This window comes from Xanthomonas sp. 3498 (genome assembly GCF_014199795.1).
GTDB classification, from domain to species: Bacteria; Pseudomonadota; Gammaproteobacteria; order Xanthomonadales; family Xanthomonadaceae; genus Xanthomonas_A; species Xanthomonas_A rydalmerensis.
This window is the reverse complement of record NZ_JACHOH010000003.1, coordinates 100427-117356: the sequence shown is the minus strand read 5'-3', so window position 1 is coordinate 117356 and position 16930 is coordinate 100427. Positions and strand designations below refer to the sequence as shown.

14 protein-coding genes are annotated in these 16930 nt (G+C 68.9%); 10 read left to right on the top strand and 4 right to left on the bottom strand.

Going from position 1 to position 16930, the window contains the following annotated elements:
* The first annotated feature begins 505 nt into the window (after positions 1-505).
* Positions 506-994 carry an ATP-binding protein gene (locus tag GGR66_RS21035; RefSeq protein ID WP_326520303.1) on the top strand — a complete coding sequence of 163 codons (489 nt, stop codon included), beginning with the start codon at positions 506-508 and terminating at the stop codon, positions 992-994.
* A gap of 232 nt (positions 995-1226) precedes the next feature.
* Positions 1227-3620 carry a penicillin-binding protein 1C gene (gene pbpC / locus GGR66_RS10195; RefSeq protein ID WP_184448195.1) on the top strand — a complete coding sequence of 798 codons (2394 nt, stop codon included), beginning with the start codon at positions 1227-1229 and terminating at the stop codon, positions 3618-3620.
* 678 nt (positions 3621-4298) lie between these two features.
* On the opposite strand, the gene GGR66_RS10190 is transcribed toward pbpC, so the two are convergent.
* The gene (locus tag GGR66_RS10190) at positions 4299-4883 is read right to left on the bottom strand and encodes a ferritin-like domain-containing protein (RefSeq protein WP_160966311.1); all 585 of its coding nucleotides are present in this window, start codon (positions 4881-4883) and stop codon (positions 4299-4301) included.
* A 31-nt stretch (positions 4884-4914) separates the two neighbouring features.
* Positions 4915-5397 carry a peroxiredoxin gene (locus tag GGR66_RS10185; RefSeq protein WP_160966313.1) on the bottom strand — a complete coding sequence of 161 codons (483 nt, stop codon included), beginning with the start codon at positions 5395-5397 and terminating at the stop codon, positions 4915-4917.
* Between the two features lie 169 nt (positions 5398-5566).
* On the opposite strand from GGR66_RS10185, the gene GGR66_RS10180 reads away from it, so the two are divergent.
* Together GGR66_RS10180 and GGR66_RS10175 are read left to right on the top strand one after the other, a co-directional pair.
* Positions 5567-6034, top strand: a complete 468-nt coding sequence (locus GGR66_RS10180) for an Hsp20/alpha crystallin family protein (protein ID WP_010341349.1) — start codon at positions 5567-5569, stop codon at positions 6032-6034.
* A 135-nt stretch (positions 6035-6169) separates the two neighbouring features.
* Positions 6170-7057 (top strand): DnaJ C-terminal domain-containing protein, encoded by an 888-nt coding sequence (locus GGR66_RS10175; protein ID WP_048490191.1) that lies wholly within the window; start codon positions 6170-6172, stop codon positions 7055-7057.
* Between the two features lie 353 nt (positions 7058-7410).
* Here the strand turns inward: GGR66_RS10175 and pilH are convergent, their stop codons facing one another.
* Positions 7411-7788: a twitching motility response regulator PilH gene (pilH, locus tag GGR66_RS10170; RefSeq protein WP_010340114.1), complete on the bottom strand. Its 378-nt coding sequence runs from the start codon at positions 7786-7788 to the stop codon at positions 7411-7413.
* Positions 7789-7870: 82 nt separating this feature from the next.
* A complete protein-coding gene (locus GGR66_RS10165) occupies positions 7871-8875 on the bottom strand; it encodes an acryloyl-CoA reductase (RefSeq protein ID WP_160966315.1) in 1005 nt (334 codons plus the stop codon).
* A 142-nt stretch (positions 8876-9017) separates the two neighbouring features.
* Between GGR66_RS10165 and hflK the strand changes: the two genes are divergently transcribed.
* From hflK to GGR66_RS10135, 6 genes are all read left to right on the top strand, one after another.
* Positions 9018-10178, top strand: coding sequence for an FtsH protease activity modulator HflK (hflK, locus tag GGR66_RS10160; RefSeq protein ID WP_160966317.1), 1161 nt, complete (start codon positions 9018-9020; stop codon positions 10176-10178).
* The gene (locus GGR66_RS10155) at positions 10175-11041 is read left to right on the top strand and encodes a protease modulator HflC (protein ID WP_160966319.1); all 867 of its coding nucleotides are present in this window, start codon (positions 10175-10177) and stop codon (positions 11039-11041) included. Before hflK ends, GGR66_RS10155 begins: the two co-directional genes overlap by 4 nt.
* A gap of 237 nt (positions 11042-11278) precedes the next feature.
* The gene (locus tag GGR66_RS10150; RefSeq protein WP_160971067.1) at positions 11279-11464 is read left to right on the top strand and encodes a DUF2065 family protein; all 186 of its coding nucleotides are present in this window, start codon (positions 11279-11281) and stop codon (positions 11462-11464) included.
* A gap of 267 nt (positions 11465-11731) precedes the next feature.
* Positions 11732-13024, top strand: coding sequence for an adenylosuccinate synthase (locus GGR66_RS10145; protein ID WP_160971065.1), 1293 nt, complete (start codon positions 11732-11734; stop codon positions 13022-13024).
* 138 nt (positions 13025-13162) lie between these two features.
* A complete protein-coding gene (locus tag GGR66_RS10140) occupies positions 13163-14398 on the top strand; it encodes a hypothetical protein (RefSeq protein WP_184448194.1) in 1236 nt (411 codons plus the stop codon).
* A gap of 273 nt (positions 14399-14671) precedes the next feature.
* A complete protein-coding gene (locus GGR66_RS10135) occupies positions 14672-16930 on the top strand; it encodes a GGDEF domain-containing protein (RefSeq protein WP_184448193.1) in 2259 nt (752 codons plus the stop codon).

Sequence of the window (16930 nt, the reverse complement as noted above, 5' to 3'; positions counted from 1 at the left end):
GGACGAACAGCGCGATTCGCACGAAAGCCTGCAACTGCTGAGCAAGACCCTGGCGGCACTGGACGGGGCGGTGTTCGCCTTCGAACAGGATCAGCGCTTGCGCCTGCTCAACCCGGCCGGCGAGCGTTTGCTGGGTGTCGCCGCCCAGCAGGCGATCGGGCAATCCGCGCAGGCGCTGGGACTGGCCGGCCTGTTCGACGTGCCGTCGGGCAGCATCCAGGCGCATGCGTTTCCTCGGCAGCAGGGGCGCTGGCAGATCGGCCACGCCGCCTTGCGCAGTCGCAGCCAGGCCGGGCGCCTGTTGCTGGTGCAGCCGATGGAGCGCGCGCTGCGCGAGGAGGAGGCGCAAGCCTTCCGCCGCCTGCTGCGCGTGCTCAGCCACGAGATCAACAATTCGCTGGCGCCGATCGCCTCGATCGCCGACACCCTCGCGCGGCTGCTGGCGGCCGCGCCGCAGGCGCTCGACGCCGAATTGCAGGCCGATCTGCACAACGGCCTGGGTGTGATCGAACAGCGCAGCGCCGCCCTGCAGCGTTTCCTGGGCGGCTACGCCCGGCTGGCCAGGCTGCCCGCGCCGGTCCCGGCGCCGGTGGCGCTGGCGCCGCTGTGCGCGCGCGTGCAGCGACTGCTGGACGACGCCCGGGTGCAGCTCGCGATCGCACCGGCGCTGCACGCGCGCGCCGATGCCGACCAGCTCGAGCAGGTGCTGATCAACCTGCTGCGCAACGCGCTGGAAGCCGGCGGCAGCGCGCCGGTGACGCTGCGCGCGCGCGGCGACGGCGCCAGTGTGCTGATCGAGGTGCTCGACGGCGGCGCCGGCTTGCCGCCCAGCGACAACCTGTTCGTGCCGTTCTTTACCACCAAGCCCGGTGGCTCGGGGATCGGCCTGGTGCTGTCGCGGCAGATCGTGGAGGCGCAGGGCGGCAGCCTGAGCCTGGAGGCGCGCACGGATGCGCCCGGCAGCGTGGCGACGCTGCGGCTGCCACTGGCGTAGGGTGGGGCGGCGTTCGGCGGGATCTAGCCTGTGCACTACGTGCTGGCATTGAGCGTCTCCAGGAGCCTCAATGCCGTTGTAGGAGCGGCGCGTCCAATCGCGTCGCGGCAACCGCGAACTGTTGGCGGTGTTCCGAGCCGCGCATCGCCGACGACGTCGCACGCGCAGGAGCATTCCCACTCCCGCGTCGCCGCCGCAACAGGCAAAATGGCCGCTTCCATCGGGAGCACGCATGCCACTGGACGACACCGCCGCTCCGCACGCCGCGCGGCGCCCCTGGCGCTGGATGCGCCTGCTGCCGTGGCTGCGCTGGGGAACGGTGGCGCTGCTGTCGACCTTGCTGTTGCTGGATCTCGCGTTCCCGCTGCCGCTGCCGAAGTCGCGCGACACCTCGACCCTGGCGGTGGCGGCCGACGGCACCCCGCTGCGCGCCTTCGCCGATGGCAATGGCGTCTGGCGCTATCCGGCCACGCCGGACAGCGTCTCGCCGCTGTACCTGCAGGCGCTGCTGAACTACGAAGACCGCTGGTTCTGGGTCCACCCCGGGATCAATCCCTGGGCGCTGCTGCGTGCGGCCAAGCAGTGGCTGTTCTCGCGCCACATCGTCTCCGGCGGCTCCACCCTGACCATGCAGGTGGCGCGCATCCTGATGCCGCCGGAGGTCAGCACGCGCACGCCCTGGGGCAAGGCGCAGCAGGCGCTGCGCGCGCTGCAGTTGGAAGCGCACCTGAGCAAGCGGCAGATCCTGCAGCTGTACCTGGAGCGCGCGCCCTACGGTGGCACGATCGAAGGCGTGGACGCGGCGAGCTGGGCCTACCTGGGCAAACCGGCCGCGCGCCTGTCGCAGGCCGAGGCAGCGCTGTTGGCGGTGCTGCCGCAGGCGCCGAGCCGGCTGCGTCCGGACCGGCATCCGGAAGCGGCGCGCGTGGCGCGCGACAAGGTGCTCGAACGCATGGTCGCGCTGCGCGTGTGGCCGCGCGCGCAGGTCGACGATGCGCGCATCGAACCGGTGGTGGCGCGCTCGCTGCAGACGCCGCTGCACGCCGCGCTGCTGGCCGAACGCCTGCGCCAGCAACACCCGCACGCCGCGCACATCGTCTCCACCCTCGACGCCGACCTGCAGCGCACCCTCGAAGACCGGGTCAGCGCCTACTTCTCGCAACTGCCCGAGCGCACCTCCGCCGCCTTGCTGGTGGTGGACAACCAAGACCTGCAGGCGCGCGCCTACATCGGCTCGGTGCAGTTCGGCGATCGCCGCCGGCTCGGCGACGTGGACATGGTGCAGGCGTGGCGCTCGCCCGGCTCCACGCTCAAACCGTTCCTGTACGGCATGGCCCTGGACGACGGCCTGATCCACTCCGAAAGCCTGCTGGTCGACGCGCCGCAGAGTTTCGGCGACTACCGCCCGGGCAATTTCGACGAAGCCTTCAACGGCCCGATCGGCGCCGCCAGCGCCCTGCGCCTGTCGCTGAATGTGCCGGCGGTGGACCTGCTCGACCGGGTCGGGCCGGCGCGCTTCGCCGCACGGTTGAGCAACGCCGGCATCGGCCTGAAGTTCCCACGCGGCAGCACGCCCAACCTGGCGCTGATCCTCGGCGGCACCGGTGCGAAACTGGAGGAACTGGTCGGCGCCTTCGCCGCGCTCAACCGCGACGGCATCGCCGGCCACGTGCGTTACAGCGCGTCTGACAAGCGCATCGAGCGGCGGCTGATGTCGCCCGGCGCGGCCTGGATCGTACGCGAGATGCTTGAGGCCAATCCGCGTCCCGGCTACGGCATCGGCACCTTCGACGTCGGCACGCGCCCGCGCGTAGCCTGGAAGACCGGCACCAGCTACGGCTACCGCGACGCCTGGGCGATCGGCAGTACCCGCCGCTACACCGTCGGCGTGTGGGTCGGCCGCCCGGACGGTACGCCGCTGCCCGGCCAGTACGGCGCGGTGACCGCCTTGCCGCTGATGTTCGAGACCATCGACAGCCTGCCACGCCTGCGCGGCGACAACGCAGCGCGGCCGATGCCCGCCAACGTGCAGCAGGTGGACGTGTGCTGGCCGCTGGGCGTCGCCGCCGAGCAGACGCCGCCGGCGCTGTGCCAGCGCCGTTTCTCCGCCTATGCGCTGGACGGCGCGGTGCCGCCGACCTTCGCCGAGCGCGACGCACGGCTGTGGAGCGCCGGCCGCGAGACCGTGCAGGTGGACGCGCACAGCGGCCTGCGCCTGTCGCCGGACTGCGCGCAGCCGCACGAGACGGTCACCCGCGACCTGGCGCACTGGCCGGCGCTGCTGACGCCGTGGCTGCACGCCAGCGAGCGCCAGGCCGGGCAACTGCCGGCGCTGGCGCCGGACTGCCGCGACGACGGCCGCGGCCGCAGCGACGTGCTGCGCATCGAAGGCCTCAACGACCGCGCCACCCTGGCGCGCGCGCCGGGCAGCACCAGCGTGCGCCTGCAGGTCCGCGCGCTGGGCACGAGCATGCCGGTGGACTGGCTGCTGGATGGCCGCTGGATCGCCCGCACCGAGGGCGCACGCACCTTCCAGCGCGACTTCGCCGACGCCGGCGACCACACCCTGACCGCGCTGGCCAGCAACGGCGCCTGGACCCAGGTACGGTTCCGCGTGTTGCGCTGAGCAGCGGTGGCGCGCGCGCCCTCGTAGAAGCCAACTGTCAAGCAACCACGACGACCAGAGTAGGCTGACGATCTAACCTCGAAAGCAGTCGGGACTGAAATCCCTCCCACAACCACTTCCGGACACCGATAACCGAGAGTCCCTGTGGGGGCGGTCGCTTGGCTTTGGCTTTGGCTGCTGCTGTCGCTCTTGCTTTTGACTTGCCGGGTTCCCTTCCGAAGCGGCGGCCATCGCGGGGAAGAACCCGAAGGGCGGCGCACATGGATGTGCGCCGTCCGCGGCAGGGCAGGGCTCGCCGGAAAAGGCGAAGCACTGCTTCGCCCCGGCGGGCGGGCTGGCGCCGTGAGGCGACTGCCCCGGACTTGGCTGCGAAGCAGCCAAGTCCCTTCCGCGGATCCCCGCGATGGACGCGGACCCGGAGCGCGTTAGCGCGGAGGGCGCGAGGCAGGGCGCGCTTTCTTTTGGTTACCTTTTCTTTGCGCGAGCAAAGAAGCGCTTCTCAGCAGCCGCAGGCTGATCAAAGTAACTCGCCGCAAGGCGAACGCCTTTGCTGTCGCTTCGACTTTTGCGCGTCAGACAAGAAGGACCGTAGGAGAGGCTTCAGCCGCGACAGGCAGTTGCGATAACGCCTGTCGCGGCTGAAGCCGCTCCTACGAGAGAGCATAAAGCCTGAGCCGGCTACTTGCCGATCCAGCCTTCCAGCATGTCCGAGAACTCGTCGGCGTGCTCTTCTTCCTGGGCCAGGATCTCTTCCAGGATGCGCTTGGTGGTGGTGTCCTTGTCGCCGACGAAGTTGATCATCTCGCGGTAGCTGTCGATGGCGATGCGCTCGGCGATCAGGTTTTCCTTGACCATGTCGCGCAGGTCCTCGCCTTCCTTGTACTCGGCGTGCGAGCGCGCGGTCAGCGTGTCCGGATTGAGGTCCGGCTCGCCGCCCAGCTGCACGATGCGCTCGGCGAGCTTGTGCGCGTGCGCCTGTTCCTGCTGCGCGTGCTCCAGGAACTCGGACTTGACCGCGTCGGCGAGCATGCCGGCGGCCATGAAGTAGTGGCGGTAGTAGCGCAGCACGCACACGTACTCGGTGGCGAGCGCGTCGTTGAGCATCTTGATCACCGCCTCGCGGTCGGCGCTGTAGCTCTTGGTGATCGCGCCGTCCTCGATGCTCTGGCGGGCGTTGGCGCGCAGGGTGGCGGTGTCGGTGAGGCCGGCGGTGTGCTGCAGCGGCTTGGCGTCGGTGTTCGGGGTGGCTGGCTTGTTGGACATGGCTGGCCGTTTCCTGTGGTGGGTGAGGGGATCAGTCGGGAAGATGCTGCAGCACGTAGTCGGCGGCGGAGACCTTGAATTCGCCCGGCGCCTCGACGAACAACGCACGTACCACGCCGTCGTCGGCGTATAGCGCGAAGCGGCGCGCCCGCACGCCCATGCCGTAGCTGCTGGCGTCGAGTTCCAGACCCAGTGCCTTGGCGAAGTCGCCATTGCCGTCGGACAGCATCTGCAGGCCGTCCGGCACCAGCTGGCTCTTGCCCCAGGCCTGCATCACGAACGGGTCGTTGACTGCCATGCAGTACACCTCGATGCCGCGCTTGCGGAACTCCTCGAAGTGCTCCACATAGCCGGGCAGGTGCTTCTCCGAACAGGTCGGGGTGAAGGCGCCGGGCACTGCGAACAAGAGCACGCGGCGGCCGTCGAACAGGGTGCGCGTGTCCACGGCTTCCACGCCGTCGCGGATGTGCTGCAGCACCACTTCGGGAATACGTTCGCCGATCTGGATGGGCATGTCGGGCTCCTTGGATGAACCGAGTCTAGAAACGGAAATGGGAAGGTGGCGTCAACGCCTTGAAAAGCGCGGCGGCAGGCCTATCTGACGGGCATGGACGGCGGGCCGGTCCCGCCGCCGCGAACCGTCCCCTCCGGGGTGTACCTCATTCACGTTTCAGGAGACCACGATGAGCATCGTCCGTTATCGCCAGTGGCCGGCCCAGGCCGCATTCCAGAACGAGATCAAGCAGGTGTTCGACCGCTTCTTCGACCCCAACGGCGGCACCGACGAATCGGCCGTCGTCACCGCGCAGTGGGTGCCGCGCGTGGACATCAAGGAGGAGCCGGAGCGCTTCGTGTTGTACGCCGACCTGCCGGGCATCGATCCGTCGGAGATCGAGGTGTCGATGGACAAGGGCATCCTCTCGATCAAGGGCGAGCGCAAGAGCGAATCGGCCGCCGATACCGAGCGCTTCTCGCGCATCGAGCGCCGCTACGGCAGCTTCCATCGCCGCTTCGCGCTGCCCGACAGCGCCGACCCGGACGGCATTTCCGCCACCGGCTACCATGGCGTGCTGGAAGTGCGCATCCCCAAGCGACCGGCGAGCACGCCGCGCCGCATCCAGGTCGATACCGGGGCCACGATCGTGCAGTAAGCGCCCGCTCGCAGCGGCGTCGCCATCGCGACGCCGCGCCTTCGCGGCCGGCCGTAGAATGGCCGGGCGATGGCGCAATGCATGCAACCGGCCCGTTGCCGCAAGGCGGCGGGCCGACTCTTTTTGAGGTGATGGATGGAATTCAAGGATTACTACGCGACCCTGGGCGTGGAACCCAGCGCCGGCGATGCCGAGATCAAGACCGCGTACCGGCGGCTGGCGCGCAAGTACCATCCCGACGTCAGCAAGGAGCCTGGGGCCGAAGAGAAGTTCAAGGCGATCAACGAGGCCTACGAGGCCTTGCGCGACCCGCCCAAGCGCGCCGCCTACGACCAGTTGCGCGCGCAGGGTTACCGCCCGGGCGAGGAGTTCCACGCGCCGCCCAACTACGGCGGTGCGCAGGGCTTCGACTTCGAGGAAGTGTTCGGCAACGGTGGCGCCGGTGGCGGCTTCAGCGATTTCTTCGAGAGCCTGTTCGCCCGCCAGCAGCGCGCCCGCCAGGGCGGCGCCGGCCCCGGTCCGGGACCCGGTGCACCGCGCGGCGATACCCGCGCCAAGCTGGCGGTGCCGCTGGAGGCGGTGTACGCCGGCGACAGCGTGCGCATCACCATCAACGGCAAACAGTTGGACGTGCGCGTGCCCAAGGGCGTGCGCCCCGGCCAGGTGATCCGGCTGAGCGGGCAGGGCAACGGCGGCAGCAACCTGCTGCTGGAGATCGAGTACGCCGCGCATCCGCAGTTCGAGGTGGACGGCCGCAACATCCTCTACACCCTGCAGGTGACGCCGTGGCAGGCAGCGCTGGGCACCAGCATCAGCGTGCCGACCCTGGGCGGGGCGGTGGAACTGAAGATCCCGCCGGAGTCCGACGCCGGCCGCAAGCTGCGCCTGCGCGGCCGCGGCCTGCCCGGCACCCCGCCGGGCGACCAGATCGTCGAACTGGAAGTACTGGCGCCGGCGCCGGAAACCGAAGCCCAGCGCAAGGCGTATCGCGGGTTGGCCAAGGCCTTTGGCGAGGCCGTGTGAGTGGTGCCGGGATTGGGGAGTCGGGAGTGGGGATTCGCAAAAGCGGGCTCCCCTCGCTCTGTGGCGTCGTAGGAGTGGCTTCAGCCGCGATGCGGTCCCGATAAACCGGCCATCGCGGCTTGCGCGAGGCGGCCCTGCACACGTATCTGCGCAATGCGGCGCGGCGCCAGCGAAACCGCATGGCCTGCGTAGGAGCGGCTTCAGCCGCGACAGGCGTTACTGGTAGCGCCTGTCGCGGCTGAAGCCGCTCCTACAAGGGGCGCCGATTGCAATGCGGCCTTACGCTGCGCGCTCAAACGCCGCCCGGAACCCGCCCTTACGAATCCCCAATCCCCAATCCCGATTCCCGGCTTCTACGGCGCATCCTCGCCGCTGAACACGCGCTCGATCACCTCGTACAGCTCGTCCTCGGAGAACGGCTTGGTGATGTAGGCGCGGGCACCCTGGCGCATGCCCCACATGCGGTCGGTGTCCTGGTCCTTGGTGGTGACCAGGATCACCGGGATGTTCTGCGTGGTCGGCTCGCGGCGCAGGGTGCGGGTGGCCTGGAAACCGTTGAGGTTGGGCATCACCACGTCCATCAGCACCAGGTCCGGCAAGGCCGCCTTGGCCGCTTCCACGCCGGCGGCGCCGTCGGTGGCGGTGATCGTTTCGTGCCCCAGTTTTTCCACGATGCGCTGGATGCCCAGCAACTGCGACGGCGAATCGTCGACGATCAGAATGCGTGCCATGTGCTTCCCCCTAGGAAGCTCGGAGTGTAGTGGCAGCGGCGCGAGGGCGGAAAGCGTTGCGTGTCACAAAGCGTCGGCGTGGCTACGCGCCCGGATCCAGTCGCACCACGGTGCGCCCGAACGACTGCCCGGCCAGCATTGTCGCGAACACCTCCGGCAGGCCGGCGAGGTCGACTTCGCGGGTGCAAATCGTGTCCAGATGGCGCGGCTTCCAGTCGCTGCCCAGGTGCTGCCAGATGCGGTCGCGCAGGTCGCGGGCGGTGCCGGCCGAGCCGATGCCCAGCAGCGACACCCCGCGCAGGATGAAGGGCATCACCGTCATGTCCAGCTCCGCGGTTGCGGCCAGGCCGGCACTGGCGACGCTGCCGTACGGTGCCGTCTGCGCCAGCAGGCTGGTCAGCATCGCCCCGCCCACGTTGTCCAGGCCGCCGCCGAAGCGCACCGACTCCAGCGGCCGCTTGGTCTGCAAGGCTTCGCGACCGAGCACCTGGGTGGCGCCCCAGGCCTTGAGCTGCTCGGCGCGGTCGGCCTTGCCGCTGACCGCATGCACCTCGAAGCCGGCGCGGCTGAAGATGTCGATCGCCAGCGAGCCGACCCCGCCGGTGGCGCCGGTCACGCACAGTGGACCGTGCGCCGGAGTCTGGCGGTTGTCGAGCAGGCGCAGCAACGCCAGCGCCGCGGTGAAACCGGCGGTGCCCAGCACCATGCTCTCGCGCAGGCTCAGCCCGGCCGGCAGCGACACCACCCACTTGGACTCCAGGCGCACGTACTCGCTGTAGCCGCCGTCGCGGGTCTCGCTGAGGCCGCAGCCGGTGACCAGCACCGTATCGCCTTCCTTGAACGCCGGGTCGCTGGAGGCGACCACGTGCCCGGCCACGTCGATGCCGCCGACCAGCGGGAAGCGGCGCAGGATCTTGCCCTGGCCGGTCCCGGCCAGCGCGTCCTTGAAGTTCACCGACGACCAGGCCGCCCGGATCACCACCTCGCCGTCGTTGAGCTGGTCCAGGGACAGCGGGACGAGGCCGGCGTGGTAGCCGCTCGCGTCCTGGTGGATGCGGAAGGCGGAGAACTGGGCGGGAACGGACATGGAACACCTTGGTCGGCACGCAGGAATGCACCAAGATACCCTTTCGAAACGGCGGGTCTGCCCCATCTAGTAGAATCGGCGACTCATTATCCGGTGACCGGCGCGTGACCGACGCGTCGCCACCTTCCTTCTTGGAGCATGCATGGCCTGGAATACACCTGGCGGCAAGGGCGGAGACGGCCCCGACAATCACGGGCGCGGTCCCTGGGCGCCTCGTGGCGGCAATGGGGGAGGAAAATGGGGCGGGTTGCCCGGTCCGTTGAAGGACCTGTTCGGCGACGGCGGTGGCATCGGCCGCTGGATCCTGGGCGCGGTGGTGCTGGTGCTGCTGTTCAGCAGCTTCCAGTTGATCGGCGAGCAGCAGCGCGGCGTGGTGCTGCGCTTCGGCCAGTTCTCGCGGATCCTGCAGCCGGGCCCGAACTTCAAGCTGCCGTGGCCGATCGAGACCGTGCGCAAGGTCGATGCCACCCGCATCAAGACCTTCGACAGCCAGTTGCCGGTGCTGACCGGCGACGAGAACATCGTCAACGTTTCGCTCAACGTGCAGTACCGGGTCGAAGACCCGCGCACCTACGTGTTCGGCGCGCGCAACGCCGACCTGGTGCTGGAGCAGGCCGCGCAGAGCGCAGTGCGCGAACAGATCGGCCGTTCCGATCTCAACACGGTGCTCAACAACCGCGGACCGATGGCGGTGGCCGCGCGCGAGCGCCTGCAGGCCGCGCTGAAGGCCTATCACACCGGTCTGATCGTGACCGGCCTGACCCTGCCCGACGCGCGTCCGCCGGAAGAAGTGAAGTCGGCCTTCGACGAGGTCAATGGCGCCCAACAGGTCAAGGAGCGGCTGATCAACGAGGCCCAGGCCTACGCCGCCAAGGTGGTGCCGGAGGCGCGTGGCCAGGCGGCACGCACCCGCACCGTCGCCGAAGGCTACAAGGAAGCGGCGATCGCCCGTGCGCAGGGCGACGCCGAGCGCTTCACCCTGCTGCAGCAGCAGTACCAGAACGCGCCGGAGGTCACCCGCAAGCGGCTGTGGCTGGAGACGATCCAGCAGGTGCTGGCGCAGAATCGCAAGGTCATCGGCGGCGACGGCCGCCAGCTGATCTACGTGCCGATGCCGGCCGAGGGCAAGGCGCCCGCCACGTCGACCCCGCCGACCTCGCCGACCACCGGCGGATCGCTGCCGACGGTGCCGACGCTGCCGCAGGAGGTGCTGATGCCGTCCTTGAACAGCAGTTCGGCCGAGAGTGTCCGCAACCCGGAGCGCACGCCGCGCCCGACCGGCCGTGAGGAGATCCAGCGATGAAACTGTCATTGTGGGCGGGCATTGCCGTCGTCGCGCTGTTCGCGCTGCTCAGCTCGGTATTCGTGGTGCCCGAGGACAAGGCGGCGATGGTGTTGAACCTGGGCCGCGTGGTGCGTGCCGACCTCAAGCCGGGCCTGCACTTCAAGGTGCCGCTGGTGGAATCGGTGCGCATGTTCGACCGCCGCTTCCAGGTGATCGACACCACCCCGGCGCGCTACTTCACCGCCGAGCAGAAGGACGTCAGCGTCAGTTTCTTCGCCATCGGCTACATCTCCGACGTGCGCGCCTTCTACCGCGCCACCCAGGGCGGCGACGAGAAGGTGGCCAACAGCCTGCTGGCGCCGATCATCACCGATTCGCTGCGCAACCAGATCAACTCGCGCACCCTGCAGCAGCTGGTGTCCGGCGACCGCAGCGAACTGATCGCCAAGCAACTGGTGGCGATCAACGCGGCCAGCAAGACCCTGGGCATGCAGATCGTCGACCTGCGCATCAAGCAGATCGACCTGCCGACCGACAGCCAGGTGATCACCGACGTGTACGAGCGCATGCGCGCGCAGCGCAAGCAGGAAGCGGCCAAGCTGCGCGCCGAGGGCGAAGAGCAGGCGCTGACCATCCGTGCCCAGGCCGACCGCGAGAGCACGGTGCTGGTCGCCGAGGCCGAGCGCGACGCACAGAAGCTGCGCGGCGAAGGCGATGCCGAGGCGGCCAGCGTCTACGGCAAGGCCGGCTCCGCCGATCCGTCGTTCTACGCGTTCTATCGCAGCTTAGAGGCCTACCGCGGCGCCATGGCCGACGGCAACGGCGTGATCGTGCTCGACAAGAACGATCCGTTCCTGCAGTACCTCAAGAGCGATCGCTGAGGGGCGGGGATTGGGGAGTTGGGATTGGGGATTCGTAAGAGCGGGTTCCCGGTCCCGCTATCGGTTGGCCGCAGCCGCCTTCCTTTGTAGGAGCGGCTTCAGCCGCGACAGGGTTCGCGAAAAGCCTGCCGCGTCCGGACTTTTCTGGGAGACCCTGTCGCGGCTGAAGCCGCTCCTACAGGATGCGGGCTCTCCAGCTGACGCGCACACGCCATCTCCTTCTGCCTGTGAGACCCCATGCACGATCTGATCGCCGCCGTGTGCCTGGTCGTCGTCTTCGAAGGCCTGATCCTGCTGGTGGCGCCGGAGGCCTGGAAGCGGATGGTGCAGCAGATGTTGGCCATGCCGACCACACAATTGCGGATCGCTGGCGGGGTGGCCCTGGCGGTGGGATTGATCGCCTTGCTGTGGGTTCGCGGCTGACCCCGCATCCCGAGTGCTGCCGTCGGGCAGGTCGCTGAACGCGGCAGCGGAAGGGGTGGTGACCGCCACCCAAAACCCGGATAATGCACAAAAGCCGGCCGGGCCCGCTCCACGCGAGCGTCTCGACCGGCTTTTTCCGTGTATGGGTCTTGCCGGCGCCTGGACGCTCCCCGATGGAGCAACCGCGCTGGTGTCGGTCGGACCCCGCACGGCCACCACATCCGCGTGGCCCCGACGGTCGCGCAGCAAACCAGGAGTTACCCAGCCATGGGTCAGTCAGTTGTCGTGCTCGGCGCCCAGTGGGGCGATGAAGGCAAAGGCAAGATCGTCGATCTGCTCACCGAGGAAATCGGTGCCGTCGTGCGTTTCCAGGGCGGCCACAATGCCGGCCACACCCTCGTCATCAACGGCAAGAAGACCGTCCTGCACCTGATCCCGTCCGGCATCCTGCGCGATGACGCGCTGTGCCTGATCGGCAACGGCGTGGTGATCTCCCCGGCCGCGCTGCGCAAGGAGATCGAGGAGCTGGAGACCTCCGGCGTGGAAGTGCGTTCGCGCCTGAAGATCTCGCCGGCCGCGCCGCTGATCATGCCGTACCACATCGCCCTGGATCAGGCCCGCGAGAAGGCTGCTGGCGGCAAGGCCATCGGCACCACCGGCCGCGGCATCGGCCCGGCCTACGAAGACAAGGTGGCGCGCCGCGGCATCCGCGTCGCCGACCTGCATTACCCGCCGCAGCTGGAAGAGCTGCTGCGCACCGCGCTGGACTACCACAACTTCGTGCTGACCAAGTACCTGGGCGTGGAAGCGGTCGACTTCCAGAAGACCTTCGACGAAGCGCTGGCCTTCGGCGAGTACGTGCAGCCGATGAAGTTCGACGTGGCCGGCATCCTTCACGACCTGCGCAAGCAGGGCAAGCGCGTGCTGTTCGAAGGCGCGCAGGGTGCGCTGCTGGACATCGACCACGGCACCTATCCCTACGTCACCAGCTCCAACACCACCGTCGGTGGCGCGCTGGCCGGCACCGGCGTGGGCGCGCAGGACATCGACTACGTGCTGGGCATCGCCAAGGCCTACGCCACCCGCGTCGGCGGCGGCCCGTTCCCGACCGAACTGGACGACGCGATCGGCCAGGGCATCCGCGACCGCGGCGCCGAGTACGGCGCCTCCACCGGCCGTCCGCGCCGCTGCGGCTGGATGGACATCGTCGCGCTCAAGCGGGCGGTGGCCATCAACGGCATCTCCGGCCTGTGCATCACCAAGCTCGACGTGCTCGACGGCATGGAGAAGCTGAAGGTGTGCATCGCCTACGAATACCGCGGCAAGCGCACCGAGTACGCGCCGCTGGATGCGCAAGGCTGGGAAGAGTGCACCCCGGTGTACCTGGAGTTCCCGGGCTGGAGCGAGAACACCCACGGCATCACCGAGTGGGACAAGCTGCCCGCTGCCGCCCGCGCCTACCTGCGCGCGCTGGAAGAACTGGCCGGCTGCCCGATCTCCATTGTCTCCACCGGCCCGGACCGCGACCACACCATGGTGCTGCAGGATCCGTTCGCCTGATCCTGGCGCGCGCTGCGGCGTTCACGAAAGCCCCGCCTCGGCGGGGCTTTTTTGCGAGAGGATGGCGGGCCCGCAGCCACCCGCGCCATGCGCCTGCGACGGCGCGTTGTGCGCACCCGACTCCAAGGAAGACCGCCGATGTTCAATGGCCTGTTCGACACGCTGTTCAACCGCAAGCCGCCCGGCCCGGATGCATTCGCGCGCTTGTTCCTGGAGACGCTGCAGGCGCGCGGCTATGCCGAACCCCTGACGTACCAGCCGGACGCGTTCCGCCTAGTCGGCCAGAACGGCCGCACCATCCACCTGCACAATGCCTACCACGCCTATACCCACGCCGATCGGCGTCGGCGCGACGAGGCGCTGCACAGCTATGTCGCCGCCTTCCTCAACGAGCAGGAGGAGAGCCGCCAGCAGCGTAGCTTCGAGGAACTGCGCGCCACGCTGATGCCGGTGATCCGCAACCGCGGCATGTTCGAGGACCTGCGCCTGGAGCAGCAGTGCGAGAAGGGCATGGACGTGCCGTTCCCCTATGCCTGCCGCGACATCGGCGAGGATTGCGTCGAGTTGCTGGCGCTGGACCTGCCCGATTCGACGTCCACCCTGATCGCCGGGCCGCGGCCGGAGTGGGGCATCTCCCTGGACGAGAGCCTGGCCATTGCCCGCGACAACCTGCGCGACGCCACCGAGGACCGTTTCGCCGAAGTCGCTCCCGGCGTGTTCCGCGGCGCCTGGTACGACGCCTACGACACCAGCCGCGCCTTGCTGCCGGACGTGCTGCATCGCGCGCCGGTGGCGGGGTGCCCGGTGTTCATGCTGCCCACGCGCGATTGCCTGCTGGTGGTCGGCGAGCGCGACAACGTGGCCATGGCCCTCATGCTGGAACTGAGCCTGCAAGCGGCCGAGCATGGCCGCTGCATCTCCTGGCTGGCCTTCACCTACGACGACGCGCGCCGCATCGTGCCGTTCGCGCTGACTGCGCCCGAGCACCGGCAGCGCCAGGCCGACCTGCGGCGGATGCTGGATACGCCCGCCTACGCCGGCCAGAAAGCGCTGCTCGACAAGCTGCACGAGGCCAACGACGTGGATGTGTTCGTGGCCTCGTTCAACGTCTACCAGGACCGTCACGACAGCACGCGGCAGGTGTCGGTCGGCACCTGGACCGAGGGCGTGGACACCTTGCTGCCCAGGACCGACCACATCGCCTTCGTCGTCCCGCGTGAGGACGGCGAAGCGGATGTGACCGTCGCGGAGTGGGAGCCGGCGTTCGCCCTGCTCGGTGCGCTGATGGAGCGTCAGCCGACCCTGTATCCGCCGCGCTATCGCGTGCGCAGCTTCCCCAGCGCCGAGCAACTGCGGCAATTGCCCCCGGTTTAGGTACAAGGCGCGGGTCTTCGTCTTCGCGTCGGCGTTGTCGCGACGGATGCGTGAGCGGGCATGCGGAATTGGACATAGCGCGTTCTCGCCGCATGCGTAGCACATGTGGGAAGGCAGGCCGCCGCCGATGTTCGGCGGGTGAGGGTGGACGAGCGGGGCTCAAGAAATCGCCAGTGCAGCCGATAGCAGCGCACGGATCGGCGTCGCTGCACATCGGCAGCGACACACGGGGAACCAGATTGCGCCGGCAGCCGCCGCGCCCAGGACTCCGGCGTGGGCCGTGGCATCTTGGGGGAGAATGCAGTGCGCAGTCGCTTGGTTTGGCAGTCGCTCGGGGCGTTGCTGTGGTGGGGTGTGCTCGTGCCGTGCGCGGTGGCACAGACGGTGGTAACGCCCGCGTGTGCGCCAGCGCAGGCCTTGCCGGCCTGCGTAGAGGCCGTGCGCGCCGAAGACCCGGCGGCCGCGCTACGCATGGGTATGCCGGCGTGGGAGGCTGCGGCCGACAAGCGGGGCTTGATTCCCCTCGGTCTGGAACTGGTGGACGCGGCGTCCGCCGCCGGCAAGCCGGAGACCGTGGTCGCCCTCGGCTCGGCCCTGCGCACGCAGTCGTTGTCGCCGCAGCAGCGGGTGCGTCTGTTCAAAAAGCTCAATGGCGCCATCTGGCAACTGCGCGACGCCGCGCGCATTGCCGAACTCGAAGCTGAGATGCGGCGACTGGAGAAGGAACTGCCGGACGAGCCGCTCATCGCCGACTTGTGGCGGCAACTGGCCGCTTGCTATTACCAGATCGGCGCACAGAAAGACGCCTTGCGGGTCGCCCGCATCGCGTTGTCCAGAGTGCGTAAGCATCCCGATCTGGTGGAATACAATGCCAACCAGATCGTGTTCATCGTCTCTTCGCAGCAAGGGCGCATGCCAGACGCAATCGCTGCATTGCTCGAGGCGGAACGGGTAGGCAAGGCGTTGGGCAAGCCGGACGACGCCATGCTGCTTAACAACGCCACCGGCTTGTTCTGTTATGCCCGCGAATGGGGAAAGGCGATCGCCTATGGCCAACGCGCCTTGGCCGCCTACGACGTCAAGCCGCCCAAGGAACTGTCACGCGCGGCCGTGCTCGACAATCTAGGGTCGGCCTACGACGGCGCTGGCGAACTGCAGCGCGCCGAGGCCATCTACCGGCAGGCATTGGCAGCGGCGCGCGCCGACGACACGGCATCGCTGATCTCCCCGCTGAACAACCTCGCCGATGTCCTGCGTCGCCTGCATCGCCCGCAGGAGGCGTTGCCTTTGTTGCAAGAGGCGGCCGAGATCTTGGATAACGCCGCGCAGAGCGGCGAACACGGCGATCACGGTGCAGCGGCCATCATCTATTCCAACCTCGGTACCACACTGGTGGATCTCGGCCAGCGCGATGCCGCGGCTGCGGCGTTCGCGCACTCGCGGCAGTTGTTCGCGGAATCGGACAATGTGACGCGGCGGCTTGAGCTGTATCCGCCCATGATCGACAACCTCGACGCGCTCGGCCGCGACCGCGAGGCGCTGGCGCTGATGCGCGAATACAAAACGGTCAACGACGAGGCGGTGAACGTCGAATCCAAGACCCGCATCGCGCAGCTCGAATCGGCAGTGGACCTGGCACGCAAGAAGAGCGAGTTGGCCGCGCTCGGCCGCACCCGCGCCGCCGAACAGGCCGCCTACGCGCAACTGCAGGCGCGCGAACAGCGCCAGCGCAGCGTGCTGTATGGCTTGCTGGCCGCACTGCTGGCGCTGGCAGGCTTCTTCCTGCTGAAGGTGCGCGAAGGCCGCATACGCCGGCGCGTCAACGCCGAGCTGGCGCGCAAGAACGACGAGATCCACACCCAGCACCGCGAACTGGAACAGCTCACCGCCACCATCCGCCGGCAGAGCGAGGAGGACGCCCTCACCGGCCTGCGCAACCGCCGCTACGTCACCGCCTGGCTGCAGGCACGCGAGGCCGCGGCGACGCCAGAGCGCACCCAGGAACCGCTGCTGATCGCCCTGCTGGACATCGACCACTTCAAGCGCGTCAACGACCTGCACGGCCACGAAGGCGGCGACCACGCCCTGATGCATCTCGGCGACCTGCTGCGCGACTGCGCGCGCAACTCCGACGTCATCGCTCGGTGGGGCGGCGAAGAGTTCCTGTGGATCTGCCCCGGCGGCACCCTGGCCGACGCCCCGCGCCTGTTCCGCCGCCTACGCGAACGCCTGCAGGCCGACCCCCTGATGCGCCCGGCCGGGCGCATCGCCCTCACCGTGTCGATGGGCGTGAGCCTGTTCCCCGCCCACCCCGGCGGCGACTGGCCACTGAGCCTGCGCATCGCCGACGCCGCCCTGTACCGCGCCAAGCATGCTGGCCGCGATCGCTGGGTGGGGTTGACGTTGGAAGGTGGGGCGACTGATCTCGGCGCCGATGTGTCGCTGGAGGCGCTGGAGGCAGAGGGGCGGTTGCTGCAGAGTGGGGGTGGGGGCGATGGGGTGGTGTTTGTGGTGGGGCAGGGGGTGGTTTGA

Coding starts and splice junctions, on each gene's coding strand:
- pbpC (WP_184448195.1), top strand. CDS start 1,227: ATGCCACTGGACGACACCGCCGCTCCGCACGCCGCGCGGCGCCCCTGG.
- GGR66_RS10190 (WP_160966311.1), bottom strand. CDS start 4,883: ATGTCCAACAAGCCAGCCACCCCGAACACCGACGCCAAGCCGCTGCAG.
- GGR66_RS10185 (WP_160966313.1), bottom strand. CDS start 5,397: ATGCCCATCCAGATCGGCGAACGTATTCCCGAAGTGGTGCTGCAGCAC.
- GGR66_RS10180 (WP_010341349.1), top strand. CDS start 5,567: ATGAGCATCGTCCGTTATCGCCAGTGGCCGGCCCAGGCCGCATTCCAG.
- GGR66_RS10175 (WP_048490191.1), top strand. CDS start 6,170: ATGGAATTCAAGGATTACTACGCGACCCTGGGCGTGGAACCCAGCGCC.
- pilH (WP_010340114.1), bottom strand. CDS start 7,788: ATGGCACGCATTCTGATCGTCGACGATTCGCCGTCGCAGTTGCTGGGC.
- GGR66_RS10165 (WP_160966315.1), bottom strand. CDS start 8,875: ATGTCCGTTCCCGCCCAGTTCTCCGCCTTCCGCATCCACCAGGACGCG.
- hflK (WP_160966317.1), top strand. CDS start 9,018: ATGGCCTGGAATACACCTGGCGGCAAGGGCGGAGACGGCCCCGACAAT.
- GGR66_RS10155 (WP_160966319.1), top strand. CDS start 10,175: ATGAAACTGTCATTGTGGGCGGGCATTGCCGTCGTCGCGCTGTTCGCG.
- GGR66_RS10150 (WP_160971067.1), top strand. CDS start 11,279: ATGCACGATCTGATCGCCGCCGTGTGCCTGGTCGTCGTCTTCGAAGGC.
- GGR66_RS10145 (WP_160971065.1), top strand. CDS start 11,732: ATGGGTCAGTCAGTTGTCGTGCTCGGCGCCCAGTGGGGCGATGAAGGC.
- GGR66_RS10140 (WP_184448194.1), top strand. CDS start 13,163: ATGTTCAATGGCCTGTTCGACACGCTGTTCAACCGCAAGCCGCCCGGC.